Origin of the sequence: Flavihumibacter petaseus NBRC 106054 (genome assembly GCF_000974785.1) — a bacterium.
In the GTDB taxonomy this organism is placed as follows: Bacteria; Bacteroidota; Bacteroidia; order Chitinophagales; family Chitinophagaceae; genus Flavihumibacter; species Flavihumibacter petaseus.
The window spans coordinates 88,823-114,245 of the sequence record NZ_BBWV01000001.1; the positions used below are offsets into that span (position 1 = coordinate 88,823).

22 protein-coding genes are annotated in these 25,423 nt (G+C 49.9%); 13 read left to right on the top strand and 9 right to left on the bottom strand.

Features of this window, described 5'->3' with window-relative positions:
- Positions 1-20: 20 nt before the first annotated feature.
- Positions 21-1,340, top strand: coding sequence for a carbohydrate porin (locus FPE01S_RS00370; protein WP_052955409.1), 1,320 nt, complete (start codon positions 21-23; stop codon positions 1,338-1,340).
- Here the strand turns inward: FPE01S_RS00370 and FPE01S_RS24520 are convergent, their stop codons facing one another.
- The 5 genes from FPE01S_RS24520 to acnA form a co-directional block, all read right to left on the bottom strand.
- On the bottom strand, positions 1,341-3,503 hold the full coding sequence (locus FPE01S_RS24520) for a response regulator (protein WP_052955410.1): 2,163 nt from the start codon (positions 3,501-3,503) through the stop codon (positions 1,341-1,343). It abuts the gene before it with no gap.
- 22 nt (positions 3,504-3,525) lie between these two features.
- Positions 3,526-3,705: a hypothetical protein gene (locus tag FPE01S_RS25755; protein ID WP_157473846.1), complete on the bottom strand. Its 180-nt coding sequence runs from the start codon at positions 3,703-3,705 to the stop codon at positions 3,526-3,528.
- Between the two features lie 195 nt (positions 3,706-3,900).
- A complete protein-coding gene (locus FPE01S_RS00385) occupies positions 3,901-4,596 on the bottom strand; it encodes a LytR/AlgR family response regulator transcription factor (protein ID WP_046366993.1) in 696 nt (231 codons plus the stop codon).
- Positions 4,593-5,165 carry a hypothetical protein gene (locus tag FPE01S_RS00390; RefSeq protein WP_046366994.1) on the bottom strand — a complete coding sequence of 191 codons (573 nt, stop codon included), beginning with the start codon at positions 5,163-5,165 and terminating at the stop codon, positions 4,593-4,595. Before FPE01S_RS00390 ends, FPE01S_RS00385 begins: the two co-directional genes overlap by 4 nt.
- 105 nt (positions 5,166-5,270) lie before the next feature.
- Positions 5,271-7,997 carry an aconitate hydratase AcnA gene (acnA, locus tag FPE01S_RS00395; RefSeq protein ID WP_046366995.1) on the bottom strand — a complete coding sequence of 909 codons (2,727 nt, stop codon included), beginning with the start codon at positions 7,995-7,997 and terminating at the stop codon, positions 5,271-5,273.
- A 96-nt stretch (positions 7,998-8,093) separates the two neighbouring features.
- On the opposite strand from acnA, the gene FPE01S_RS24525 reads away from it, so the two are divergent.
- From FPE01S_RS24525 to FPE01S_RS00410, 3 genes are read left to right on the top strand one after another with little or no spacing between them, the layout of a single operon-like run.
- Complete coding sequence (locus FPE01S_RS24525; protein ID WP_052955411.1) at positions 8,094-8,684, top strand: LVIVD repeat-containing protein; 591 nt, start codon at positions 8,094-8,096, stop codon at positions 8,682-8,684.
- A gap of 10 nt (positions 8,685-8,694) precedes the next feature.
- The gene (locus FPE01S_RS00405) at positions 8,695-9,462 is read left to right on the top strand and encodes an LVIVD repeat-containing protein (protein WP_046366996.1); all 768 of its coding nucleotides are present in this window, start codon (positions 8,695-8,697) and stop codon (positions 9,460-9,462) included.
- A gap of 55 nt (positions 9,463-9,517) precedes the next feature.
- Positions 9,518-10,306, top strand: coding sequence for an MBL fold metallo-hydrolase (locus FPE01S_RS00410; RefSeq protein ID WP_046366997.1), 789 nt, complete (start codon positions 9,518-9,520; stop codon positions 10,304-10,306).
- A 1-nt stretch (position 10,307) separates the two neighbouring features.
- On the opposite strand, the gene FPE01S_RS00415 is transcribed toward FPE01S_RS00410, so the two are convergent.
- Positions 10,308-11,327 (bottom strand): ligand-binding sensor domain-containing protein, encoded by a 1,020-nt coding sequence (locus tag FPE01S_RS00415; RefSeq protein ID WP_046366998.1) that lies wholly within the window; start codon positions 11,325-11,327, stop codon positions 10,308-10,310.
- 91 nt (positions 11,328-11,418) lie between these two features.
- Positions 11,419-13,791, bottom strand: a complete 2,373-nt coding sequence (locus tag FPE01S_RS00420) for an ABC transporter permease (RefSeq protein WP_046366999.1) — start codon at positions 13,789-13,791, stop codon at positions 11,419-11,421.
- Positions 13,792-13,994: 203 nt separating this feature from the next.
- Between FPE01S_RS00420 and FPE01S_RS00425 the strand changes: the two genes are divergently transcribed.
- From FPE01S_RS00425 to FPE01S_RS00455, 6 genes are all read left to right on the top strand, one after another.
- Positions 13,995-14,594, top strand: a complete 600-nt coding sequence (locus FPE01S_RS00425) for an outer membrane beta-barrel protein (RefSeq protein ID WP_046367000.1) — start codon at positions 13,995-13,997, stop codon at positions 14,592-14,594.
- Positions 14,595-14,859: 265 nt separating this feature from the next.
- Positions 14,860-15,597 carry a murein L,D-transpeptidase catalytic domain family protein gene (locus FPE01S_RS00435; protein WP_046367002.1) on the top strand — a complete coding sequence of 246 codons (738 nt, stop codon included), beginning with the start codon at positions 14,860-14,862 and terminating at the stop codon, positions 15,595-15,597.
- 47 nt (positions 15,598-15,644) lie between these two features.
- Entirely contained in the window at positions 15,645-16,619 is a 975-nt protein-coding gene (locus FPE01S_RS00440; RefSeq protein WP_046367003.1) for a Gfo/Idh/MocA family protein, read from the top strand.
- A complete protein-coding gene (locus FPE01S_RS00445) occupies positions 16,619-18,034 on the top strand; it encodes a sugar transferase (RefSeq protein WP_046367004.1) in 1,416 nt (471 codons plus the stop codon). The genes FPE01S_RS00440 and FPE01S_RS00445 overlap by 1 nt, the downstream gene beginning before the upstream one ends.
- Positions 18,035-20,731, top strand: coding sequence for a M1 family metallopeptidase (locus FPE01S_RS00450; protein ID WP_046367005.1), 2,697 nt, complete (start codon positions 18,035-18,037; stop codon positions 20,729-20,731).
- Positions 20,728-21,648 (top strand): GNAT family N-acetyltransferase, encoded by a 921-nt coding sequence (locus FPE01S_RS00455; RefSeq protein ID WP_046367006.1) that lies wholly within the window; start codon positions 20,728-20,730, stop codon positions 21,646-21,648. Before FPE01S_RS00450 ends, FPE01S_RS00455 begins: the two co-directional genes overlap by 4 nt.
- On the opposite strand, the gene FPE01S_RS00460 is transcribed toward FPE01S_RS00455, so the two are convergent.
- Positions 21,645-22,325, bottom strand: a complete 681-nt coding sequence (locus tag FPE01S_RS00460) for a 2-C-methyl-D-erythritol 4-phosphate cytidylyltransferase (protein ID WP_046367007.1) — start codon at positions 22,323-22,325, stop codon at positions 21,645-21,647. The two genes, FPE01S_RS00455 and FPE01S_RS00460, sit on opposite strands and share 4 nt — an antisense overlap.
- Positions 22,326-22,336: 11 nt before the next feature.
- On the opposite strand from FPE01S_RS00460, the gene FPE01S_RS00465 reads away from it, so the two are divergent.
- The 3 genes from FPE01S_RS00465 to FPE01S_RS00475 all read left to right on the top strand — a co-directional run bounded on the left by FPE01S_RS00465 (position 22,337) and on the right by FPE01S_RS00475 (position 24,415).
- The gene (locus FPE01S_RS00465) at positions 22,337-22,912 is read left to right on the top strand and encodes a DUF4230 domain-containing protein (RefSeq protein ID WP_046367008.1); all 576 of its coding nucleotides are present in this window, start codon (positions 22,337-22,339) and stop codon (positions 22,910-22,912) included.
- Positions 22,909-23,541 (top strand): DUF4230 domain-containing protein, encoded by a 633-nt coding sequence (locus FPE01S_RS00470; RefSeq protein ID WP_046367009.1) that lies wholly within the window; start codon positions 22,909-22,911, stop codon positions 23,539-23,541. Before FPE01S_RS00465 ends, FPE01S_RS00470 begins: the two co-directional genes overlap by 4 nt.
- A 166-nt stretch (positions 23,542-23,707) precedes the next feature.
- The gene (locus FPE01S_RS00475; RefSeq protein WP_046367010.1) at positions 23,708-24,415 is read left to right on the top strand and encodes an Abi family protein; all 708 of its coding nucleotides are present in this window, start codon (positions 23,708-23,710) and stop codon (positions 24,413-24,415) included.
- A 12-nt stretch (positions 24,416-24,427) separates the two neighbouring features.
- Here FPE01S_RS00475 and FPE01S_RS00480 read toward each other — a convergent pair whose 3' ends face one another.
- Positions 24,428-25,420 (bottom strand): bifunctional heptose 7-phosphate kinase/heptose 1-phosphate adenyltransferase, encoded by a 993-nt coding sequence (locus FPE01S_RS00480; protein WP_052955412.1) that lies wholly within the window; start codon positions 25,418-25,420, stop codon positions 24,428-24,430.
- Positions 25,421-25,423 lie beyond the last annotated feature (3 nt).

A 25,423-nucleotide genomic window follows, 5' to 3' on the forward strand; every position in this document is an offset into this window, starting at 1 on the left:
TGACCTTAACATTTCCGGATATGTCATTTAGCCACAGAAAATGGGTGCTGGTGACTTACCTGATGATCACCGCATCAGCTTCAATCGCCCAGGAGTTCCGCCGAAAGGAAGAAAAATGGAGCTTTCATTTCCAACTGACCGGCATCATGCAGGCGCACCCCTCCTTTGACGCAGCCTATTCAGGAGACAACAGCCTCCACGACTCAGCTGAACATGAATTGTCGCTCACCACCACGATCTATCTTGGCCGGCGTTTATGGAAAGGCGCCGCGATATATTACAATCCGGAGGTCGCCGGGGGCAGCGGCATCAGTGGCGCCAAAGGTATTGCCGGCTTTACCAATGGAGAAACTTTTCGCATCGGCGATCCTGCTCCTGCATTTTACACAGCCAGGCTTTTCCTGGAACAGGAATTCTCCCTGGGGAATCAGCAGGACACGCTTTATGTTGATGCTGATGCCAACCAGCTGTCGGGATACACTACCCGCAGTAAACTGGTTATCCGGGGCGGAAAATTTGCCTTGTCCGACTATTTTGATGACAATAGCCTCTGTCACAATCCGCGCACCTCCTTTTTCAACTGGTCACTCATGAGCAATGGTGCGTGGGACTATCCCGCCAACACCCGGGGATATACCTGGTCACTGATGGCCGAACTTATCCTTCCCCGCTGGTCATTACGTGCCGCCACCGCCCTGGTTCCGGTTTATGCCAACGGACCCGACCTCGACTGGCACTATACAAAGGCCCATTCGGAAACTATCGAAGGGGAATACCATTATACGATCGGGAGGCGGCAGGGAACGCTCCGGGCCCTGGCTTACCGGAACGTTTCCAAAGCACCGGACTACGATGTGGCGGCTGCAACAGACAAGGACGTGATCTACGGCAAAGATTATGGCGGCGTGAAATATGGCTTCGGGCTGAATGCCGAACAGGAAATTTCCGATAACCTGGGGATTTTTGTGCGCAGCAGCTGGAATGACGGCCAAACGGCCACCTGGGCTTTTACGGAGATAGATCGCAGCCTCAGCGCAGGGATCCTTGCAACGGGCGCTTCGTGGAAGCGGCCTGGTGACCGCCTGGGAATCGCTTTCGTAACCAACGGCATCTCCACACCGCACGCCCGCTTTCTGAACAGTGGCGGCTATGGCTTTATCATTGGTGACGGAAAACTTCCCGATCAGCGCGGAGAATCTATTGCGGAGTGCTTTTATAATGCTGCCGTTTTCGAACATTGCTGGCTGACTGCCGACTATCAGTTAGTGCAGCATCCTGCCTATAACCCTGACAGAGGACCGGTTCATGTGTTCGCCGCCCGGGTTCATATTGAATTCTGATCATGTTTCGAGTACCGACAAATAACTGGAAGCCTCCTGCAGGGCCTGATGAATTTTGCCGGACAACTGTGAAAAGACTGCCGCAAACTCCCGGTCATTCAGTTGCTGGTACTCAATGGCATCCAGGAAAGGATTCAATTGCAGATTCAGCCCCATCACAGAAATACTGGTCTTCAACTGGTGAGCAACCTGTCTTGCTCTTTTCACATCTCCCGTTTTCCAGGAAGCCTCCAGCTCGGTCAGTTCCTGCGGAACCAGTTCAAGGAACTGCCGGCTGACTTCCGCTTCATATTCCCTGTCGCCGGCACTTACGGAATGCATGTACCGGAGATCAATAACCGAAAAATGATTGATGCCGCCGAACTCGCGGATCGTTTCCAGTAATTCTTCTTCGAGGATCGGCTTCGACAGGTAACCGTTCATCCCTGCCGCCAGGCATTTTTCTTTTTCGCCGGCGAACACATGCGCCGTCATGGCAATCACCGGCAATTCCCTACCCCATAGCTTGCGTATGGCAGCAACGGTATCATAGCCGTCCATACCGGGCAACTGGATATCCAGTAATACGAGATCACAAGACCTTTCCCCCAGCACCCTGATGGCAGATTCACCATCGGCAACACACTCCACCCGGATCTGCCATTGCTCCAGCATCCGGGTCAGCAATGTCCTGTTCAGCTGATTGTCTTCAACCACCAGTACACGAAGATGGCTGAGATCAGGCAGGGGCTGATCGCCGGAAGGCAATGGTTGAAAAGCGTTGGATGCTATTGACGCCGGTGCGGGAACGACCAGATACGGCAACACCACACTGAAGCAGCTTCCCGCCCCCCATTCACTTTCCACGGATACCCTTCCTTTTTGTAACCGCACCAGTTCCTGGACGATTGACAGTCCAAGGCCGGTTCCTCCCCTTGCTCCCACCGACGCCCCTACCTGGCCGAAACGTTCGAAAATATCGTCAATATCTTCCCGGCGTATCCCGATTCCGGAATCCTTCACATCAAACCGGAGGCAAAATCCTTCGGGGGCCGACCAGTCAGGCGTAACGGTTAGACTGATGGTGCCCCTGTCGGTAAATTTGAATGCGTTTCCCAGAAGATTGATCAGCACCTGGCTGAGCCTGGCAGGATCACCCAATAGTTTTTCAGGTACTGCCGGGGTGACGTCGACGAGAAAATCGATGGATTTTTCATGCGCTTTCTCCCTGAATATGGATTCCAGGTCAGCCAGGAGCTCCCGCGGTTTGAACACTATTTTTTCTATCCGCATCATGCCTGCTTCGATCTTGGAGAGGTCGAGCACGTCGTTGATAATGGTCAGCAGGTTAGCCGCAGCCTTGTCAATGGCCTGAACATATTCACGGCTGACGGCATCAGCGGGCTGCTTTTGCAAAAGTTGTGAGAAGCCCAGGATCGCATTCAGCGGCGTCCTGATCTCATGACTCATATTGGCCAGGAATTTTTCCTTTACGGCCACAGCCTGCTTTAATTCTTCCTGCGATGTATTCAGCTGGTTCAACAAATCCTGCTGCCGCCGGAGCCGGCTCAGTATGAACCAGAACAGGCCGATGGAACTGGCAATGATGAGGGCAAACAGCGCGACGCCCCAGCGTAATGCGCGACGCCCGCTTCTGTCGGCTGAAGCAATGATCTGGATGACCAGCTGTTGCCGGCTCGTTTCAATTTTGTGGCGGATATTATGGATACTGTCCATCAGTTGCCGCCGCTGTCCCGAATCTGCCAGCCGGGCAGCGGCTTGCGGACCTTTATGATAGAAACTGTCGAGTATCCGGTTGTTGAGAAAGATGGCCTGTTCGATCATGGACTGCAATTCGTCAACATAAATCTCTGTGTGCGGATCGTCGCGGATCAGCTGAAGAGTCTCCATTCCCGAACGCACGGCAGAAAGGTCGACCGCCACAGCATCCATGGATGGCACCTGCCTGGCGGCAAGCGCAGTATCGATCTTCCGTTCCAGCAGATTCAGGTGATGTTCCACACGCTTCAATTCGTTGGCGACATTGAATTCGGCTACCATCTTCTCGTTACCGCGAACAAGGTCAAATATGTTGGATGAAGAATTGTATTGAATGAAAACCAGGGCAAGAATTCCCGCGACAAAAGCAGCCAGAACGGCATATACAAAACGCTTTCCGATCATGCGGTGATGTTCAGGCTTCAATTTACTTTAAATAACGGATCAGGAGAAAAGCCATCAGCACAATGCAGCCGATCAGGCAACTGCACCCGGCGATCAGCTGGTGAAGATCCTGCCCCGTATAAAACAGCCGCAACAACCAGGTAAATACCAGGGCCAGGACGATAGTATCCAGCAGAAATAATATGAGATATAGCTGTTTCATGAAAAAAAGGAGGGCCACATAGACATGCAGCCCGAACCAAACCTTACTGCTGAGAAAATCCTCAAAACCTAAATTGTCGTAAACCTGAACCAAATCTACTGCGGACACGCGCAGGGGAAAAGCGGCAATAGTCCGGGAGGGAAAAACAGTCGGTCAGGAAGGAATTTGGCTCGGTGGCGATCGCCGGCGGAAGCGCTAGAGGATCCTTAACCGGCGGTTCAACTGGGCCCGGTAAGCATCTGCAACAGGAACAGACGTCTGGTTGATCACCAGCGCGCCATCGCGGATGGCATCGATCTTGCCCACCTGTACAACATACGATCGGTGCACCCTCAGGAACAGGCTGGCAGGCAACCGCTCTTCTACCGCTTTCAGTGTATTATGAATGATGTGGTATTTCTGCGCGGTATGAAGCTTAACAAAATCGCCCATAGCTTCCGCGTATAAAATTTCGGCAACTTCCAGCCGCTTTACGGTATTTGCTTCCCTGATGAACAGAAAGCCCTCCGGTGCAGTACTGCTCTCGAGCTGACTGGCCTGCTGCCATTCACGGGCTTTTTCTATTGCCTGGCGGAAACGCAGCGGCGTAACCGGCTTCACCAGGTAATCCACTACATTAAGGTCAAAGGCCTCCGCGGCATATTCCTTTTTTGAGGTGGTAAAGATGATCAACGGGCGTTTCTCACCCAGGTTGCGGACCAGATCGATCCCACTGAGCCCCGGCATCTCAATGTCCAGTAACAAAAGATCAATTCCACCTTTTAACAGCAATGAAGCAGCTTCCGTGGCATCACTGGCTTCACCGGCGTAAGCCAGGTCGGGAACCTGGCTTACCAATTGCCGCATCGTGGTGCGGGCAATTTTGTTATCATCTATGACCAGACAATTCACTCGGTCAATTTAGCATAATATTCTACATTTCCTTCAGGATCCACTTTTACCACCAGGTCTTTTCCGGGTGATTTCAATTGCACAAAATAGTTATCACGTCCTTCAAAAAAGTTCCCATAAATTTCCAGGCCTTCGTCATTGGCCTCATTGTCATCGTACCAGATCACCGCAACTGGCATCATACCGGGGTAATATTTCTCAATTGATTTCTTACCGGGCTCTGGAATGTCCGACCATGTTTTACTTTCACTGGTTCCCAGTAGCGTGCTTTCAACACCGTAATAAGCAGTAAGCTCATGGCCGTTCTGTTCAAAACTGGCTTCATCAAGGCCTTTTCTGCGTTGCCAGCTCACCTGGGCCACATCTCCAAAGTCCTGGTAAAATGCCGTTTTCGAAAGATCACTGACACCACTGCCGGCTTTTTCCATCTTTCGCTCCTGCCTGGACGCTTTCCTGTTTTCACGGGCGGCTTTTTTTGCTGCATCTGTTACGCCTGCCTGAACAACACCTGTTGTCACTAACCCTGCGATCAGCATCAGGATCACTGCGGGCCTTCTTTTCTGTTTCATAACATTTGATTTTACATGAATAAAATTCCATGAATCAAACTTACGTCACAGGCTGCCGGCGTTGCAGGCAGGATCGGTCAACAGGCTTTACCTGTCGGCGGTTACCTATGCCTTCTGCAGAAACTCCCGCAGCACATATTGCAATATCCCCCCATGATGATAGTAGGCGATCTCAATCGCAGAATCGAGCCTCGACCGCACTTTAAAGCTGATCGGATCACCGGCTGCAGGTACTGCTACCACATCCAGCAATTTATTGGGTACCGGCGCGTCCGCGATTCCCCTGATCTCATATCGCTCTAATCCTGTCAGCCCCAGCGATTCCGCATTTTCGCCCGCAAGGTATTCAAGCGGGATAACGCCCATACCCACCAGGTTACTGCGGTGGATGCGCTCATAACTTTCCGCGATCACTGCCTTAACGCCAAGCAGGTTCGTACCCTTAGCTGCCCAATCACGCGATGATCCGCTGCCATATTCTTTGCCAGCCAGTACGATCAGCGGTGTTTGCTGCTGCGCATACAACACTGCCGCATCGAACACCGGAAGCACCGTACCGGTGGGAATATGCGTGGTATAACCTCCTTCCTTAGCCGAAATCTGATTTTTGATGCGCACATTGGCAAAGGTTCCGCGAACCATTACTTCTTCATTACCCCGTCTTGAGCCATACGAGTTAAAAAGACGTGGTTCGATGCCGCGGTCCATCAGGTACTTGCCGGCAGCCGAATCTGCCTTGAAGGATCCAGCGGGTGAAATATGATCGGTGGTGACGGAGTCGCCCAGTTTCAGCAACACCCGGGCATCGTAAATATCCTGCATGGGCAAAGGCTCGTCAGATATATTCTTGAAGAAAGATGCTTCCCGGATATACGTGGAATCATTGCTCCAGTGATAGTCTTTTCCAGACGGCGCATGTAACCCTTTCCACTGGTCATCGCCATCAAATATTACACTGTAGGTCTCCTCGTAATCCTTTTGGCTCACCGCCGCCTGCATGGCTTCACTGATCTCCTGCTGGGATGGCCAGATATCCCGGAGAAATACAGCTTCGCCATTGGGGTCATATCCCAGTGGGTCAGTCACCAGGTTGATATCGATCCTGCCAACAATGGCATAAGCCACCACCAGCATCGGGGACGCAAGGAAATTCATCTTGACCTGCGGATGCACCCTCGCTTCAAAATTCCTGTTGCCGGACAATACTGATGCCACAATCAGGTTACCGCGATCCACCGCTTCGGCAATATGCAGTGGCAACGGGCCACTGTTACCAATACAGCTCGTACAACCATATCCTACAGTATGGAATCGTAATGCCGAAAGGTCTGTCATCAATCCGGCACGCTCCAGGTATTGTGTCACTACCTTTGAACCAGGGGCAAGGCTGGTCTTTACCCAGGGCTTGGTTGTTAACCCGCGGCTGATTGCTTTACGGGCCACCAGCCCGGCGCCCAACATCACACTGGGATTGGAAGTGTTGGTACAACTGGTGATGGCAGCGATCACAATCGAGCCATCGCTGAGTACATACTCCTGGTTCCGCAATTTGATCCGTACCGATTGAAGGCTGTCCACTTCAACGGCAACATCATCCAGGGGCTTCTGTACTTCATAGGTAAATGTCGTTCCGGATCCGCCCTCTTCCAGCCACGCACTGTCGCGCCGTTTGCCTTCAGGGGTGTAGATTCTCTTATATTCCTTGTTAAGCAATTCACCGAACTGCTCATGCAGCTCCTTTACCAGCACTTTGTCCTGCGGCCGTTTTGGTCCTGCAACCGTTGGCTGGATCTGAGAAAGGTCGAGGCTCACCGTATCAGAGTAACGGATTTTTTCAGTTCCCGTACGCCATAGCAGATTCTCGCGGCAATACGTTTCCACCAGTTTGATCTGCTCCTCAGAACGGTTGGTGCGCCGCATATAATCAAGGGTCTGGCTATCGATCGGAAAATAGGTTACCGTACAGCCGAATTCGGGGGACATATTGGAGATGGTGGCACGGTCCGGCACAGACAAATGATCCAGCCCGTCGCCAAATACCTCCACAAATTTTCCGACCACACCATATTTCCTTAACAATTCGGTAATCGTCAGCACCATGTCTGTGGCCGTAATTCCTTCCGCCAGTTTCCCGGTAAGCTCAAGCCCAATCACCTGGGGACAGGTAAAATAAACCGGCTGCCCCAGCAAAGCCGCTTCGGCTTCAATACCGCCCACCCCCCAGGCCATTACACCGATACCGTTCACCATCGGCGTATGCGAATCTGTACCTACCAGGGAGTCCGGAAAAATCCAGCCATCGCGACGGATTACTGCCTGCGCCAGGTATTCCAGGTTTACCTGGTGGCAGATCCCCATGCCGGGCGGCACCACAGTAAAATTGTCAAATGCCTGTTGCCCCCATTTCAGCAGCTGATACCTTTCTTTATTTCTTTCATACTCGTATACAACGTTTTTATTATAAGCATAGTCAGTACCAAAAAAATCCACTTGTACAGAGTGATCTACCACCAGGTCGACAGGAATAGCCGGATTGATGCGGCTCCCATCCTTCCCCCTGCGGATCACTTCCGCCCGGATGCTGGCAAGATCCACTACTGCCGGTACCCCCGTAAAATCCTGCATCAGTACTCTGGCCGGCTTAAAGGGGATTTCCCTGTCCGTTCCCTCCGGCAACCAGTTCACAAGCGTATCAAGGTGTTCATCCGTGATACCAAAACCGTCGTGATTGCGCAATACATTCTCCAGGAGAATGCGGATGGAAAACGGAAGCGAACTGATGTCTTTTCCTTCAGATTGAAGTTGTTTGAGGGAGGCGATCCTGTCATTCATAATCAAATCGTTTATAAGGACTATTAAATTACCGGTAATTACGCATACATCAGGCCAACCTTATTCAAAATAAACACTAACACCAAACCTTTCCAAATGCAAACCCTTCCCAGAACGAGCACCCTCCTGCTACTGGCTGGACTCGTAGTCACGCTGGTTTCCTGTTTTGACTTTTCCCGGCGGCCCGTTCCGCCGCCGCCGGAACAGATCTTCGAAGAAGCCTACGTGCCGGTATACGGTACTGATCCCGCCAAAAGAACCATTTCTGCAACCACGGCTCAACCTACCGAAGCTGCCGGAAAGATCTATGTTGCCGGCAAACGCCTTTACCAGGTCGAAAAGTACAAGGGCATTCATGTGATCGATTACACCGACAGGGAACATCCGCAAAAAATGGCATTTATCAATATTCCGGGATGCACTGAAGTGGCGGTGAAGTCCAATGTACTGTTTACGAACAATATGATGGACCTGGTGACGGTTGATATCAGCGATCTCTCTGTGGTGAAAGAACTTTCCCGCACACCGACCGCCTTTGAGGTAGAATATTATTTCAATGGACTGGCAATGGACGCAAAGCCTGAACAACGCAATGTTCATTATGTATGCCCCAATCCCTACAGTGGAGATGTGATCGAATGGAAACTCGAAAAAAAGGTTGCCGGAGCCTATTGCATCACCCAATAAACCTGAACAAATGAAAAAAATACTATCCAGCCTGGTGGTGATACTCATCTTAACTACCATGATTGCTTCCTGCTCAAAAGATGGTGCGGGTAATTATGCCGCTGCACCAGACAACAACAGCGGAAATGGAAAAAGCGGATCCATGGCGCGTTTTACGATGGTAGGCAATTATCTCTACATCGTCGACTTATCCAGCCTGAAAGCTTACGACTGCAGTGATCCGGAAAATCCGAAATTGTCTGGCTCCACCTACCTCAGCTGGAATATAGAGACCATCTATCCTTACCAGGACAAGCTGTTTATCGGGTCTTCCAATGGCATGTATGTTTTCTCCCTGGAAGATCCTGCCAACCCGAAAATGGAAGGGTCCGTCAGCCATGTACGCGCCTGCGACCCGGTAATCGGTAACGATACCGTGGCTTATGTAACCCTGCGGAGTTTTGGCAACAATTGTGGCAGCACTACCAATGTGCTCAACGTTTACAACATAAAGAACAGTGCACAACCTGTTCTGGTGAATACCATCGAAATGGCATCTCCATACGGGTTGGGAATGAGCGATACTGCCCTCTATGTTTGCGATGGCACCAGTGGCCTTAAAGTATATAATATCGCCAATGCCTGGCAGCCGGAGCTGGTGAAAACAATTTCCGGCTTTGACTTCCAGGATGTCATCCCCTATGGCGATATCCTGATTTCCCATATCGCTGACGGATTTCATTTTTTTGATATTTCTGATCCGCTGGAACCGGTTGAGACCGGTGTGGTGAATGATTAAGGAATAATGATCGTGGTGGATGTTTAGGTGATGTTTCAGGGGCGTACTTTTGCGTATGCCCCTTTTCATTACTTCACTGAATTCCGGCAGCAACGGGAATTGCTACTATATTGGTAACCAACACGAGGCCATCCTGGTGGACGCCGGCATTTCCTGCAGGGAGATTGAGAAAAGGATGTCAAGGCTTGGCCTGTCGATCACGTCCGTCCGCGCGGTTTTCGTATCGCATGAACATGGTGATCACATTACGGGTATCCCGCAATTATCAAAAAAACACCGGGTTCCGGTATATATCACAAAGGACACACACCGTGAGGCAGCGATACCGATTGAAGAAGAACTCATACGCACCTTCCAGGATAATGTTCCTGTCAGTATCGGCGATCTGACCATACTGCCCTTCCTGAAAAATCATGATGCCTGTGATCCGCATAGTTTCGTGGTGACAGGAAATGGTGTGACTGTTGGCATATTCACCGACATTGGGGTGAGTTGCAGTGCCCTGAAAAAACATTTTGGTTCCTGCCACGCTGCTTTCCTGGAATCCAATTATTGTGAGCAGATGCTGGAAAAAGGAAACTACCCCTTCCACCTGAAAAGAAGGATAAGCGGTGGAAAGGGCCACCTGTCCAACCGCCAGGCATTTGACCTGTTTGTAAAACACCGGAGCGATGCCTTACGGCACCTGGTACTTTCTCATCTGTCCAAAAACAACAATCATCCCGATATCGTCGAAGCGCTGTTCCGCGAATCCGCCGGCACCACACGCATCACTGTCGCCAGCCGGTATCATGAGATGCCGGTACTAACCGTGACGGCATCGCTCCAGCTATCGATCTTTTAGTTTAGAAGTCAGCAATGGTGCTTCCATCATAGCGACGCACTCCGTCAAGAGCGCCAAACCAAATACTCCCGTCAGCAGCTGCTAAAATCCCAAAAAACATCGGCCTGGTTGTCAATTCGGTTACCGTTGGATTTGCACTGGATAATGATTTTCCGTCATACCGGGCAAGCGCCCAGTCTTTGCCATTGTCCCTTTCTGAACTGGTCCAGATATTGCCTTTTTTATCTTCAATTATATAGCCAACAAACTTCTGCCTGAAACTGGTAAACGTACTGCCGCTATAGCGCCAAAGCCCATTCGCGCCACCAAGCCAGATATTGCCTGTTTTATCTTCAATTACTGAACGAACATTTTTAAAAGGGGTACCCTCATGAGCGAAAACTGTAAATGTTTTTCCATCATAAACGAAGGTATTGCCTCTTGTTGCAAACCATAATCTGCCTTTTTTGTCTTCAATAATAGCATTGACTTCATAGGGAGGTCTTTCCTGAAAAGTTATTCCGGTCAGATCCTGATTCATCGCATCTCCATTAATGACAAAATTCTGAAAGGATTTCCCATCGTAGCGGCTTGCTCCCCCAAAAACACCGAACCAGATGTTGCCACTTTTATCTTCATATATACAACCAACATCATTATTAAGAAGCCCATTCCGGGTAGTGAAATTCTGAAAGGATTTTCCATCGTAATAATAAACTCCTGAGCCGATAGAGCCGAACCAAAAATTGCCCTTTCTGTCTTCCAGGACAGAAAAAAAGCGGGCCTTACTTACACCATTTGTGATGTTGGTAAACGACTTGCCGTCATACCGGAAGATCCCGTCAAATGCAGCAATCCAGATATTGCCTTTTTTATCCTGTATGATATTCCGGGTTATTTGTTTTGGTCCGGAAGAAGTAACCAGGTTTTCTGTTCCGGACTTGAGATTTTCTTTGGAAAGATCAGCTTTGTTCTGCCCTTTGCAGGAAGCATAAACAACAAACACCAGGAATAAGGCACATATATGTGCGTATTGCTTCATTTACTATTATATTTTCTTTCAATTGCTTTCTTTCGTTACCAAACCCGCGGACCCCAACTTCCAAACTATTAAACAAATAAACTTATAAACTTTATTCTGTCCTCAAACTCTTCACAGGATTCGCCAGCGCTGCCCTCACTGAATGGAAACTTACTGTCACCAGGCTGATCAGCACAGCACCCAATGCGGCCAGGAAGAACACCCACATGGAAATGGTAGTGCGGTATTGATACTGTTGCAGCCAGCCAGAGAGGAAATACCAGGCAATCGGGATGGCAATCAGGCAGGAAATGATCACCAGCTTCAAAAAGCCGGTTGACATCGCCTGCCATAAATTAAATACAGACGCACCCAGCACTTTGCGCACACCGATCTCTTTGGTCTTCTGCTCCGCTACGAAGGAAGCGAGTCCGAACAATCCAAGGCATGAAATGAATACCGCAAGGATGGCAAAGAAAGTCGCCAGGTTACCGATCCTTTCTTCATCGCTGAACTTGTTGGCATATTCTTCGTCGGTAAATTCATATTTGAAGGGACTTCCCGGATCAGCTTTCCTGAATACCGGCTCAATGGCTGCCAGTGCTTTCCGCATCGGTACTTCCGGTTTTACCCTTATCGTGATCACACTCGTCCAGTTATAGTCGAGGAAAAAGATGGTCGGCTTAACCGGTTCGTAAGGCGATTCCATCACCATGTCTTTCACTACGCCGATCACTTTTCTTTCCTTGTCATTCCACTTGATGGTTTCTCCCACCACCTGCTTCAGGCCGGTGAGTTTGACAGCAGCCTCATTGAGGATCAGTCCGCCGGAATCTGTAACAAATTCTCTTGAGAAATCACGGCCTTCTTTAATCTTCCAACGGTGGGTATTGCCGTAGTCGTGTGTGCAGGCCACGATACCAAACAGCGGCACCGAGTTGGGATCCTTGCCTTTCCATTCAAAGCCGATCTGGTTAGACCAGATGCCGGTAGAGGGACTACTGGATTCTGCCATATCTGCCACCACGCCGGTTTTCAGCAGGTCATCCCGCAGGCTGTTGTAATGCCCCCATAACTCGGGCGTTGATATCATTACGGTAAACAGTCCGTCGCGGGAATAACCGACAGGGCGATCCTTGGCAAACTGGATCTGCCGGAAAACAATTATCGTTCCGATAATGAGGGTAATGGAGACCGTGAACTGCAGCACTACCAGTACCTGGCGGGGAATGGCTGCCAGCCTTCCTGCTTTGAATGTTCCCTTAAGTACTTTAACCGGCTGAAAACCGGACAGGTAAAAAGCGGGATAACTACCGGCAACTATTCCGGTAATCAGCGTTACTGCCAGTGCTGACAGCCAGAAATAAGGTTGCCCCCAGGGAATCGTGATTTCCTTTTTCGCGATACCGTTAAAGAACGGCAGTGCTGCCAGCACCAGGAGCACCGAAAGGAAAAGGGCGAACCAGGCAACCAGTATTGACTCTGTCAGGAACTGATAAATGAGTTGCGTCCGCATCGACCCGATAGCTTTCCTTACCCCAACTTCACGTGCACGCTTTTCTGAACGGGCGGTGCTCAGGTTCATAAAATTAATACAGGCCAGCAACAGTACGAATACACCAATGGTACCGAACAACCACACGAACTGAATCCTTCCGCCAGCTACTTTTCCGTTTTTAAATTCACTGTGCAGGTGCCATTTATCCATCGGATGCAACAGGATCTCTTCCTCTCCCTCTTTCACATGCTTTCTGGGAAGAAAGCGGATCTTATTGGTAACGGTTGCCATACTCACGCCCGGTTGCATTTCAGCAAACAACTGCCAGGAATGATTGCCCCACTGGTCTGCAGATTCTTTCACCCAGTTCTCTGATTTCAGGTAAGCTTCCCACGACAGGAATATTTTCGAATCGAAAAAAGTACTGTTGTTCGGCAGGTCTTTAAAAACCCCGCTCACCTTATAATCGGTACGATTATCGATTTTGACTGTCTGGCCCAGGGCTTCCCCTTCGCCAAACAATGCTTTAGCCAGTGACTGCGTAATCAGTATCGAACTGGGATTGTTCAGTGAACCTGCATTTCCCTTAATCATATGCAGGGAGATCATCTCGGGAAACGGCTGTTGCACCCACATGCCATGTGTATTCAGTTTCTTGTCACCAACAGCGATAATATGACCAAAATTCCAGGAAGTCTGTGCAAGGTGCTTAAAGTCGCCCGGGTATGCGGTGCGTAGTGCGGGGGCGATCGGCAGCGACACAGCAGGGCCGGTTCCCTTTTCACCGTTAAAGGTTTGCGTCGTCATCATCTGTGCCAGTCTTTCATGCTTCTCATGCACCTGGTTGAAACTGATCTCATCATAGATCCATAAGCCAATGAGAATCGTTACTGCCAGGCCCACTGACAGCCCCAGGATATTGATGGTGCTGTAGGCGGGATTCTTTCTGAGGTTCCGCAGACCGATTAACAGATAATTTTTGATCATAGTACTGGTTTGTCCTAAAATTTAATCATAATTCCAGCCCCATTTTTTCCAATATGACTTGCTTAAGATTTACCGGGTAAATGGTCAATGCCGGGGAGGAACGGCAATAAGTGTTTGCACTTAGCAATAAAATATATTGACCGGCGATTTGCTTTTTATAATGCCGCGCTCTATTTTGCCGCCTGATTAATAAACCTTAACCAATGAAAAAAGTCCTCCTGCTTACGCTCGGTGTAACCGCTTTTGTATTCTCCCAGGCCCAGTCTTTCCTGCACGGTGTTGGTACCGGCGCAATCGTCACTTCTTCAAAAAACGTTGAAAACAGTGTGATGTTTACACTGATGTACAGCCCACGCTACACGATCACGGAATCTGATGCATCCTCCATTTCTGTTGGCATTCCACTGGCAATTGGCTTTGGAGGCTCGGCCGAATACAACTCCCAATCCGGTACTACATCCAGCCTGACCTATGCAGTCAATGCACCGTTAATGATCAACTATAACGTAGGTGCCGGTTCTTCCAAAGAATCAGCAGACCGCTTTGGGTTCTTCCTGGGAGCAGGATTTGGCGCACACCTGGGAAGCTCGTACGTGCTCAAATCAGTTGACGGTGGTGATGACTACTATTATGATGAGTACGTAAAGGAAAATCAAACCACCTTTGGCCCTGCCGCCAATGCCGGAGTACGTTTCGCCGTAGGTGCCGGAACCCACAACATCGAGATCATGGGATCCTTTATGAAAGGCATCAACGAAGGCAAAGCGAATATCTTTGGCATTCACGGTGTGTTCAATTTCTAGACAATTAGATATTATTGCTAACACACATACATGAGCGAAAAGCCTGTTCCTGACCGGACAGGCTTTATTTTATGCCCGAATCGGCTAAAAACGGGTATTCCCAGGTTTTTGGCAAGGTTTTCGTTCAATAGCGCGCATATCCGGGAATTTTCTGAAAAACCATTTTTTTTTGATCCGTACACTATAAAAACTATCCCGCAACCAACCATCTGCCTTCGTTATCCGTCTGAAACTAACAGCAAGTTGTTTAACCAGTAGATAGCCCATGCAGAAAAAATTTAACCCCGTAACCCTCATCGCCGTACTGGCATTTATCGGATTTACCTTTGTTACGGTAAACTGGCCGACCAATGCCGCAAGCCGTGATTTCAGCGCGAAAAATACGGCCGTTACAGACAACCTTACAGAAGACGCGGCTTTCCGCCTGTATGACCTGTTGAGCCTGGATTCCCTGGGTTTACAGAAACAGGCATTTGAACTTGCAGTCCGTGGCTGGGAGAAACTGAAACAGCAGGGTCAGATCTCCAGGGATGCCATCATGACTATTGCCGACTTCAGCCAGCCAAGTGCCCGTAAAAGATTATACGTACTTGACCTGGAATCCGGCAAACTGCTCTACAATACCTATGTTGCGCATGGCCGCAATTCCGGCCGCGAAATGGCAAGCTCCTACAGCAATCGCCCCTCTTCTTATAAAAGCAGTCCGGGTTTCTACCGCACCGAAGAAACCTACTACGGCAGCAATGGTTATTCTCTCCGCCTCGAAGGCCTTGAAAAAGGTATCAACGATAATGCCGACAGGAGAGCCATTGTAATGCATGGTGCCCCGTATGTGAACGAAAAATTCATCAGCCAGCAGGGGTTTATCGGCAGAAGCCAGGGGTGCCCGGCCATACCCCAGAACATGGCAAGACCAATTATCAATGCCATCAAAGGCGGTTCCTGCCTCTTTATTTATTCACCTGCACCTGTTTACGCCCAACAGTCACAATTGGTTCGTTAAGTGCATTTAAGGTCACTTGATTATCTTTGAAAGATTAATCAGGGACTATGCTCAAAATAGGGGTTTTCGGTGTCGGACATCTGGGGAAATTCCATCTCAACAATTGGAAAGAAATTCAGGGGGTTGAACTCGTGGGATTTTATGATCCTCATGACGCCAACGCAGTGGAAGTGGAAGCCCGTTATGGTCTCCAACGCTTTCACGATCCTGAAGAACTGTTACGCCGCATCGACGCAGCCGATATCGTCGCTCCCACCAATTTCCATTTTGAACTGTGCCAGCTTGCCATCCGCAACGGCAAACATGTATTCGTGGAAAAGCCGCTGGCCAATACTATGGATGAAGCCAGGGAACTCGTTAAACTGGTAAAGGAATCCAATGTAAAAATGCAGGTGGGCCATGTGGAAAGATTTAATCCGGCTTTTCTGGCTACGCGCGGGCTCGACCTCAACCCCATGTTCATAGAAGTACACCGCCTCGCACAGTTCAACCCGAGAGGAACCGAAGTCAGTGTGATCCTCGACCTCATGATCCATGATATTGACATTATCCTCAGCATGGTGAAAAGCGAGGTGAAACATATTTCCTCTTCCGGCGTGGCTGTCATGACCGACACACCGGATATCGCGAACGTCAGGATCGAATTCAACAACGGATGTGTCGCCAACCTCACTTCTTCAAGGATCTCGATGAAAAAGATGCGGAAGATGCGCCTCTTTCAGAAAGATGCCTATGTTGGCATTGACTTCCTCAACAAGAAGACGGAAGTGATCCGGCTCAAGGGAGAATCTGATGCCAATGTTTTTGAATTTGACATTGACACGCCAAAGGGCAAAAAAACAGTCGCCGTAGCGAATCCGGTAATTCCCGAAGTAAACGCCATCAAACTGGAACTGGAGGCTTTCCGCGATGCCATCCTGCAGAATACCCGTACCATAGTGTCGGAAGTAGATGGATTCGGCGCTATGGAAGTGGCCCACCAGATCCTCCATAAAATACGCCACAACACGATCAATTCCTGATGCCGCAAACGAGGAGTTCAACCATAAGTCCATTCTGGTACGCCCTGAGCGATTATCTGGCTGCCGGCCTCGTGTGGTTTCTCTTCTTCATTTATCGCAATCATCTGCTGGGTGAACCAGTGATCGTGGATGGCCGCATATTGCTGAACAGCGGTATTATCGCGGGGCTGATCCTTCTCCCTTTTGCCTGGGTTGCATTTTATGGCATCCTGGGAAGCTATCATAGTTTATACCGTAAATCCAGGCTGGCAGAAGGCACCATTACCATCATTGCCAGCCTGATCGGATGTACTGTTATCTTTTTCGTCATTCTGCTGAATGATATCGACCGGAGCCTGCGGTATTACTATTCGATTTTCGCGTGCTTCGTGCTGTTGCAAACAGGCTTTACACTTGCCGGAAGGTTGTTCCTCCTGGCCCGCGCAAGGGCGCAGCTGCGTAGAGGCGCCGTGTTCTTCAAAAGCCTGCTGGTAGGCGACAACCAACCCGCCCATGAACTCTTCCTTGCCACCCGCGACCAGTTGCGTACTGCCGGGTATCACTATAACGGGTATCTCGCGCCCGTTGCAAACGGCCTGAGCAACGCCCTGCCTTATCTCGGCAAACCGGATGCCCTGGAAACCACGATCGATGAACAGGGCATAGAATTGGTAGTGCTTGCCCTGCAAACCGACCAGCAGCAGGAAGTTGAACAATATATCCACCGCCTCGGCAGAAAAGATGTGGAGATCAAACTGGCGCCTTCGGTACTGAATATCCTGTCGGGATCTATGCGTACTGCCAACGTTTATACGCCGCTGCTAACCGATATCCCTTCTGGACTGATGCCGTTATGGCAGCAACACATCAAAAGACTGATCGACGTACTGCTGGCCGCAGTGGCCCTTGTTTTGCTGTCTCCCCTGCTGTTGTATGTGGCCATCAGGGTCAGGCTGTCGTCACCCGGACCAATCCTCTTCCGCCAGGAAAGGATCGGCTACAAGGGGAAACCATTCACCATCCTGAAATTCCGGAGTATGGTCAGAGACGCGGAGCGCTCGGGGCCGGCACTGTCTTCTGAAACCGATCCCAGGGTCACTTCCTGGGGAAGAGTGATGCGGAAATGGCGGCTTGATGAACTGCCCCAGCTGGTGAATATCCTCCGGAACGAAATGAGCCTCGTCGGCCCCCGTCCGGAACGCAAATTTTATATTGATCAGCTGACTGCTATCGATCCCTATTACAACTACCTGCTGAAAGTGAAGCCCGGATTAAGTTCCTGGGGAATGGTGCAGTTCGGCTATGCAGAGAATCTGAAAGAAATGCTGGAGCGCATGAAATACGACCTGCTGTATATGGAAAATATCTCACTGGCCCTCGATATCAAGATCATGTTCTATACGATCCGTATCATTGTATCCGGTAAAGGAAAATAAATGAGATCAACCTTACTGCAATGCCTGTTATTCCTGTTACTGGTAACGGTGAAGGAGAGCCGAAGCCAGGAACATACTCCCGTTGCCCGCTGGCAACAGACGGCAGACTTTACCATTACGGCACAACTGGACGATAAAGAACACGGCATACTCGGAAAGGAAACGATCCGCTACAGCAACAATAGTCCGGATACCCTTTATTACATCTGGTTTCACGTATGGCCCAATGCCTATAAGAACGACCATACGGCCTTCAGTGAACAACTGCTGCTGCTCAATCGCCAGGATTTCTACTTCAGTAACGAAAACCAGCGCGGGTATATCAACCGGCTGAACTTCCGCATCAATGGCTCGCCGGCGGAAACAGAAGACCATCCGATCCACCAGGATATTGTCCGCCTGCAACTGCAGGAACCACTTTACCCGAAACAATCCATTTCCATTGATGTATCCTTCCATGTAAAGCTCCCGTATATTTTCAGCAGGAGCGGCTACCGGCAGGGCTTCTATGCCGTCACCCAATGGTTTCCGAAACCGGCTGTTTATGATACCGCAGGATGGCATCCCATGCCCTACCTCGACCAGGGTGAATTTTACCAGGAGTTCGGAAACTTTGATGTGACGATTGAATGCCCGGCCGGTTTTACCCTCGCAGCAACCGGCCACCTGGTGGATAGCAGTTCATCGGCACCCCGCCGTTTTCACTACCAGCTGGAACAGGCAACTGACTTCGCCTGGTTCGCCTCGAAAAAATTTGTAGTGACCACCGACAGCGTGCAGCTGCCTTCCGGAAAAAAGGTCAATATCCGGCAATATGTTTTCCGGAACAATGCCGCAAAATGGAATGGCAGCATCGAAGCCATCAAGACATCGCTGCTGCAGCGCAGCAAGTGGGTCGGTGACTACCCCTACAGCGATGCCGTTATCGTTGAGGGTTACCAGGGACCAGGTATCGGCGGAATGGAATATCCTGGTCTTGCAGTGATCCGGGAGGGCCTGAACGCCGGTGAACGTGACATCACCATCGATCATGAACTGGGACACAGCTGGTGGTATGGTGCCGTCAGCAATAACGAACGCGATCACCCCTGGATGGATGAAGGCATCAATACCTTCTATGACCACCGGTATCAGTTGCGTGACGAACCGGGTATTACCCGTCAGTTCGTAAGTGCGCTGGAAACAATGCACCTCGATCAGCCTGTTACGACGCCTTCAGATAATTTCAATAAAGCCAACTACGCGCTCATGGCTTATGAAAAAGCAGGCTGGTTCTTTGAGAACCTTGAGCATCAACTGGGCACACCGCTTTTCGACAGCTGCATGCGCACCTACTATCAGAATTTTCGCTTTGTCCATCCTGCACCGGCAGACCTGCGCCAAACTTTTGAAACCATATCGGGCAGGCCGCTGCCTCAATTCGAAAGACTTAACCAGCAAGGGTCGCTGGACAGCAATCACCGGCCGGTTCGCCTCGCCTTTCTTTACGGCAGAAAAACCCCTGAGCGATACCGCTACATCGACATCGGACCGGCGCCTGGTTACAACCATTACGACGGGTTCATGATCGGTGCCTTCCTGCACAATTATCAGCCCCCTTTATCACGTTTCCGTTTCTTTGTTGCGCCGATGTATGGCACCCGGAGCAAAACCTTTACGGGCATCGGTGATATTTCCTACACGGGTTTTCTTCCGGGATACTGGCATCAGTGGAAGGTTGGGGTAACCGCCGCCAGGTTCAGCATGCAGGAAACAGAGAACGAAGGCGTACGGCAATCCTACGCCTATGAAAAGGTCGCACCTTACCTGGTATACCAGCTGAAAGAACAGCCACTTTCCAAACGGGAACGCACCATCCAGTTCAAATCGTTTTTCTTCCGCGAATACAGTCCCGAATACAATACCATCATTGATGGAAACGATACGAGCATTGCCGTCACCAGCCAGAGCAGCACCCGCAACCTGCAGCAACTGCAATTGCGCTGGGCCGACCACCGCCTGCTCTACCCGTACGATTTTCAGTTCCAGGCAGAATATCAGCCCGAGTTCACCAGGCTCGCACTCACCGGAAATTATTTTTTTAACTACCATAAGAAAGACCAGGGCTTCCGGCTCCGGTTTTTCGCAGGCAAATTCTTTTATAACCGCGGCAAGACAACTTTCAGCGAACTCGAACTTGACCGCTACCTGCTGAATACTACCGGCGCAAATGGTGCAGAGGATTATACTTATTCCGGCTATTTTATCGGGAGAAATGAATACGAGGGATGGCAGAGTCAGCAGATCATGATGCGTGATGGCGGCTTTAAAGTGCGCACCGATCTGCTGAGTGACAAGGTCGGCAAATCAGACAACTGGCTGTTCGCCATCAACATGACCACCGACATCCCCGACAAGATCAACCCGCTGACCCTGTTGCCATTCAAAATGCCGCTGCGGCTGTTTGCTGATATCGGTACTTTCGGGGAGGCCTGGGAATCCACCTATTCAGAACAGAAAGTACTCTTCGATGCCGGCATCCAGGTATCGCTGCTGCGCGACCTTGTAACGGTGTACTTTCCCATTGTCGTGGCCCAACCATTCCGCGATTACAATAAATCCGTTTTGGGAGACAACAGCTTTTGGAGGACGGTTTCCTTCAGCATCAGCATCGGCCAGTTCCGCATGCGGCCACTGCTGGCACAAACCGGATTATGATGATTACCGGAAACATACAGTACCTGCACCGCGCAGCCATTGATACGGCACGCTGGGACGCCGCCATAACAGCTGCAGGCAATGGTACCCTGTATGCTGAATCCGCATGGCTCGACAATTTCTGTCCGCATTGGGATGCCCTTGTTGAAGGCGATTACGAACAGGTAATGCCACTGCCCTGGCGCAAAAAAGCAGGCATTCAATACTTGGGATATACCCCGTTTATCTATGCCGGCGGCGTATTTGGCAACGACCTGAATGCAGACCGGCTCAAAGCATTCCTCGATGCCGTTCCGCCTAAATTCCGCTACTGGGATTTCCCCCTGAATAACGGTAACAACTATACGCTCCCGGAATATCCCATGCTCCTTCGACGCAATTTCATTTTACCACTCTCCCCTTCCTACACTGACATTGAAAAAAACTACCGGAAACAAATCCACCGCAATATTCATAAGGCGAAAGGCCTCAGGTTTGTTGTGGACACCGCAGTTGAGGTGGAAGAAGTGATCCGGCTCGCCTCGTTGCGGCACTTCAATGATTACTTCAGCGTAAAGGATTATAACAGCTTTCTGAAGATCTATGGCGTAAGACAGGGGGAAGGAAGGGCAAAAATTTATGGCATCCGGACAAACCAGGGAAACCTGATGGCATCAGCAGTATTCTTCTTTGCTGCAGGTCGTGCCTATTACCTGCTGGTGGGCAATCATCCGGATGGTAAAACTGCCGGCGCATCGCATTTCCTTATCGACGCCTTTATCCGGGATCACTGCGCGCAACCACTCGTGCTGGATTTCGAAGGATCAGACATCGATGGACTCGCCTTTTTCTACAGCAGCTTCGGCGCATTTGCGGAATACTATCCTACCATCCGGCTGAACCGGTTACCGGCATGGCTGCGATGGCTGAAACCCTAAAGTCCCATCTCGCGTTCTTCCAATACCTTCTCTGCAATCAGCAGGTCAAGCGGCCGGGTGATCTTGATATTGCTGCTTTCCCCTTCAATGAGGTGGATCTTAACGCCCAGCCGCTCCACTACGCTGGCTTCATCAGTAAACGACTCGTGAAAATCCTGTTCAAAAGCCGACTTGATCAGTTCAGAGAAAAATGCCTGCGGCGTCTGGATGATCTTCACTTTATTCCTGTCGATCTGTTCACTTCCGTTGATGGTGTCGATGCGGATGGTATCGACCGCTGCGATAGCGGGAATGGCATTTCCTTTGTCCACTGCCGCTGCATAACAACGGCGCACGAGGTCGGGAGTCAGCAGGCAGCGGACGCCATCATGCACGAATACGATGGAATGTTTGTGAATATGCTGCAGGCCATTGCGAACGGAATGAAACCGCGTTTCACCGCCAACGGTCATCCATATGCGGTCAGGATCATAGGTAGAACGGAGTATCCGTTTGCCCGTTTCCAGGTGTTGTTCCGGCAATACCAGGATGATCTGCAGATCGGAAAAAGCATCCAGGAAAGCATTGAGGGTATACCACAGCACCGGGCGCTCCCTTATCTCCAGGAACTGCTTCGGCACCGGTGTGCCCATTCTCAGGCCGGATCCACCGGCAACCACCACCGCATATTTTTCCATAATTTGCAAATATGCTATATTTTAAGCACTATGCAGGAGCACTGCTGTTGCTGGTGATGGTCACCGGGCTGATTTCCTGCAGGCAGGAGGAACCGCCGCTGCAAAAAGTGCTTGAGGTACGGAACCTGTCTGATCTCGCTACCACCGAATACCATATTACCAAAATCGTGAAAGCCAGTGACGACAAGACCTGGTACAAACTGGGCGACAGAAAAATCCTGATGTCGGTGGAAGCCGTGTTGAAAGCTGGCATTGATCTGTCAAAGCTGCAACCTGAGGACGTGATCATCGATGGAAAAAACATTACGCTGAACCTCCCCGCGCCCAAACTGATTTCCCTCAACCTACCCCCTTCCGGCATAAAAGTGGAATACCAGGAAATCGGTGCACTGCGTGATCCCTTCGACAACGCCGCCCGCGACGCGCTCCTGGCACAGGCCGAAAAACAAATCCGGAGAGATATTGCCGCAACGGGCATTTTCACCGAAACGGAGAACAATACCCGAACCCTGATCACCGGCTTTCTGCAACACGCCGGCTACAACAACATTACCATTCGTTTTTCACCACAAACACCGCTGCCATGATCAGGCCCGTCATCAAAACAGCCGGTGTACTACTCGCCATAGCGCTGATCTACTGGCTGTGCTCCCGGGCAGGCTGGCTGCCATCTCCTTCCCGCTGGTTTTCTGCTGCGCCGGTAACGATTGATGAAAGTCCCATACTCGTCAGGGAAATCCGCAAAATCAGCCAGCTCGTTACGCTCAATGCCCAGGATGAAGTGGTCGTCAGTGCTGTTAAGCCTTCCCCGCCGGGCAGCGCAAGACAGATTGTTACCGTATTCACACCGGGTGCACCTCCTTCAATGGATCACCTGGTCATCATCGTAAAAGGTCAGGTGCTTTTGGGAACCGAGCTGAAAGGCCTCACCGTTGACCAGTTGTTTATTAAAGGCGATTCGATTTCCCTTCGGCTTCCCGTCGCAGGGATACTCGACATTCAGACAAATCCTTCCGACACCGAAACTTTCATAGAAGAAGGTAGCTGGAGCCCGGCAGAAGTAACTGCCCTGAAAGAAAAAGCCAGGGCTTTACTGGCAGAACGGGTCAAAGCAAAGGGCCTTCCCGAACGCGCCAATGCCCAGGCACTTAAAGTGATGGAAACTTTCCTGAAAACAATGGGCTATAAAAAAGTGACCGTTCTTTCGGGTAATTGATCCGACACACATAACGTGAAAAAACGTCGTCTTTAGATAAAAAAAAGGGTCATTTTCATGACCCTTTACAATCTTAAACTTAGTTACGTTGCATAGTTGCAAGAGGCTTGACTAAGCATCATACAATAAAATTACTGCATTTGATCAATAGTACAAAAGCTGATTGATGAAGTTTGAGAAAGTGAGGCTGTACCTCTCCTTACAATGTATTGACAGATACCTGATCGCAACTGGAAATCAAAAAACGAGAGCCGTCAGATTATACAAAGCAAATTTGAAAATTGCTCAATCATTTCATCCAATTTTAGGCATATTGGAAGTGGCGTTAAGAAATCGTCTGAATATGGTTCTTTCTGCACATTTCTGTGACCCCGATTGGATAATAAATCAAAAGAATGGATTTATGATCGCTCCATCTCTCACTCACATTGACAGAAAGACTGGAAAACTGGTCACAAATGCATTCCTGAAAACATCCGTCGAAAAATCAGAAAAAAAATTCAGGCGTTTAAATGTACCTATTACAAGCGGCAAAATTCTTGCGGACCAATCATTGGGATTTTGGTCCGGCTTATTCGAAGTGCATCATTACAAACTACTCCTGGGTAGACCTATTCAAGTGTTCAATAACCTTCCTACCGGACACGGCAGAAGTAATGTTTGCGTCAAGCTCAATATTGTAAGGCAATTCAGAAATCGGATAAACCACAATGAACCCATATGCTTCAACGGATATACTATTGATTTCACCTATGTTGAAAGTTTCTATAAAGCTATAGTAGACATCTTTACATGGATAGACCCTGATTTAGTCCATTGGATAAAAGACATTGACAATACAGAAACTAAAATTGCCAGGGCAAAAGCCATTTAGAAATTTAGGGTATTAACCCGCCAGCAACGCTTTGCACTCCGACAACAGGCGGTTTTTGTCGATCGCTGCCGTACCCACTTCCTCACATACCAGTCCGCCGGCAATATTCGCAATCTCTGCAAACAGCGAGATATTACCTGTAGTGGCATACACAAGCGATGCCACGGCAATCACGGTATCGCCTGCTCCGGATACATCGGCGATACTCCGGAGATGCGAAGGAATGATCCTGCTCTGGCTATCGGCCGCATAGAATACGCCCTTCTCGGAAAGCGTGATAAAAGAGATGCTGTGCTGCATTTTTTCCTGCAGTTTCTGGTGCACGTCCACGAGGCTGTCCGGATCAACATTCTCAAGGTTGATGTCCAGGCCTTCCCGCACTTCCTTGAGGTTGGGTTTGAAGATATCAACCCCTTTATACGTAAAGAAATTCTTCTTTTTGGGATCGACGGTCGTGATCACTTTCTTCTCCCGGCAAAGGGCGATCACGCGTTTGATCAGGGGAGAACACAAAACACCTTTGTCATAGTCCTCGAAGATCAGCACAGCAGGTTTTTCCCTTTCGATATAATCCTGCACGCGTTCGAACAGTGCGTCCTCCATGGCGTTACTCAGGTCAAGAATGGTTTCACTGTCGAGCCGCAGCATCTGCTGGTTACGGCTGATGATCCGGATCTTGTTCGTTGTTTTGCGTTCCTTGCTGAAGAGTGTGTAGGTAGTATCGATGCCGCTGTCGGTCAGCAACTGATCCAGCAGGCGGCCGTCGCCGTCCTCCCCGAGTACAGTAAAAATGGTCACCTGAGCCCCCATCGCCACGAGGTTGAGTGCTACGTTACCGGCACCACCAATACGAAGTTCACTGCGATCAAGGGCTACTACGGGAACCGGCGCTTCCGGGCTGATCCGCTCCACCTGGCCCCACCAGTACGTGTCAAGCATTACGTCTCCGATAACAGCAACCTTTACATTTTTAAAGGCTTCAAACAATTGATCATAGTCCATCATAGT

Excerpts from the sequence above, each read along its gene's own strand:
- FPE01S_RS00370 (WP_052955409.1), top strand. The coding sequence starts at position 21 with ATGTCATTTAGCCACAGAAAATGGGTGCTGGTGACTTACCTGATGATC.
- FPE01S_RS24520 (WP_052955410.1), bottom strand. The coding sequence starts at position 3,503 with ATGATCGGAAAGCGTTTTGTATATGCCGTTCTGGCTGCTTTTGTCGCG.
- FPE01S_RS25755 (WP_157473846.1), bottom strand. The coding sequence starts at position 3,705 with ATGAAACAGCTATATCTCATATTATTTCTGCTGGATACTATCGTCCTG.
- FPE01S_RS00390 (WP_046366994.1), bottom strand. The coding sequence starts at position 5,165 with ATGAAACAGAAAAGAAGGCCCGCAGTGATCCTGATGCTGATCGCAGGG.
- acnA (WP_046366995.1), bottom strand. The coding sequence starts at position 7,997 with ATGAATGACAGGATCGCCTCCCTCAAACAACTTCAATCTGAAGGAAAA.
- FPE01S_RS24525 (WP_052955411.1), top strand. The coding sequence starts at position 8,094 with ATGCAAACCCTTCCCAGAACGAGCACCCTCCTGCTACTGGCTGGACTC.
- FPE01S_RS00405 (WP_046366996.1), top strand. The coding sequence starts at position 8,695 with ATGAAAAAAATACTATCCAGCCTGGTGGTGATACTCATCTTAACTACC.
- FPE01S_RS00410 (WP_046366997.1), top strand. The coding sequence starts at position 9,518 with ATGCCCCTTTTCATTACTTCACTGAATTCCGGCAGCAACGGGAATTGC.
- FPE01S_RS00415 (WP_046366998.1), bottom strand. The coding sequence starts at position 11,327 with ATGAAGCAATACGCACATATATGTGCCTTATTCCTGGTGTTTGTTGTT.
- FPE01S_RS00420 (WP_046366999.1), bottom strand. The coding sequence starts at position 13,791 with ATGATCAAAAATTATCTGTTAATCGGTCTGCGGAACCTCAGAAAGAAT.
- FPE01S_RS00425 (WP_046367000.1), top strand. The coding sequence starts at position 13,995 with ATGAAAAAAGTCCTCCTGCTTACGCTCGGTGTAACCGCTTTTGTATTC.
- FPE01S_RS00435 (WP_046367002.1), top strand. The coding sequence starts at position 14,860 with ATGCAGAAAAAATTTAACCCCGTAACCCTCATCGCCGTACTGGCATTT.
- FPE01S_RS00440 (WP_046367003.1), top strand. The coding sequence starts at position 15,645 with ATGCTCAAAATAGGGGTTTTCGGTGTCGGACATCTGGGGAAATTCCAT.
- FPE01S_RS00445 (WP_046367004.1), top strand. The coding sequence starts at position 16,619 with ATGCCGCAAACGAGGAGTTCAACCATAAGTCCATTCTGGTACGCCCTG.
- FPE01S_RS00450 (WP_046367005.1), top strand. The coding sequence starts at position 18,035 with ATGAGATCAACCTTACTGCAATGCCTGTTATTCCTGTTACTGGTAACG.
- FPE01S_RS00455 (WP_046367006.1), top strand. The coding sequence starts at position 20,728 with ATGATGATTACCGGAAACATACAGTACCTGCACCGCGCAGCCATTGAT.
- FPE01S_RS00460 (WP_046367007.1), bottom strand. The coding sequence starts at position 22,325 with ATGGAAAAATATGCGGTGGTGGTTGCCGGTGGATCCGGCCTGAGAATG.
- FPE01S_RS00465 (WP_046367008.1), top strand. The coding sequence starts at position 22,337 with ATGCTATATTTTAAGCACTATGCAGGAGCACTGCTGTTGCTGGTGATG.
- FPE01S_RS00470 (WP_046367009.1), top strand. The coding sequence starts at position 22,909 with ATGATCAGGCCCGTCATCAAAACAGCCGGTGTACTACTCGCCATAGCG.
- FPE01S_RS00475 (WP_046367010.1), top strand. The coding sequence starts at position 23,708 with ATGAAGTTTGAGAAAGTGAGGCTGTACCTCTCCTTACAATGTATTGAC.
- FPE01S_RS00480 (WP_052955412.1), bottom strand. The coding sequence starts at position 25,420 with ATGATGGACTATGATCAATTGTTTGAAGCCTTTAAAAATGTAAAGGTT.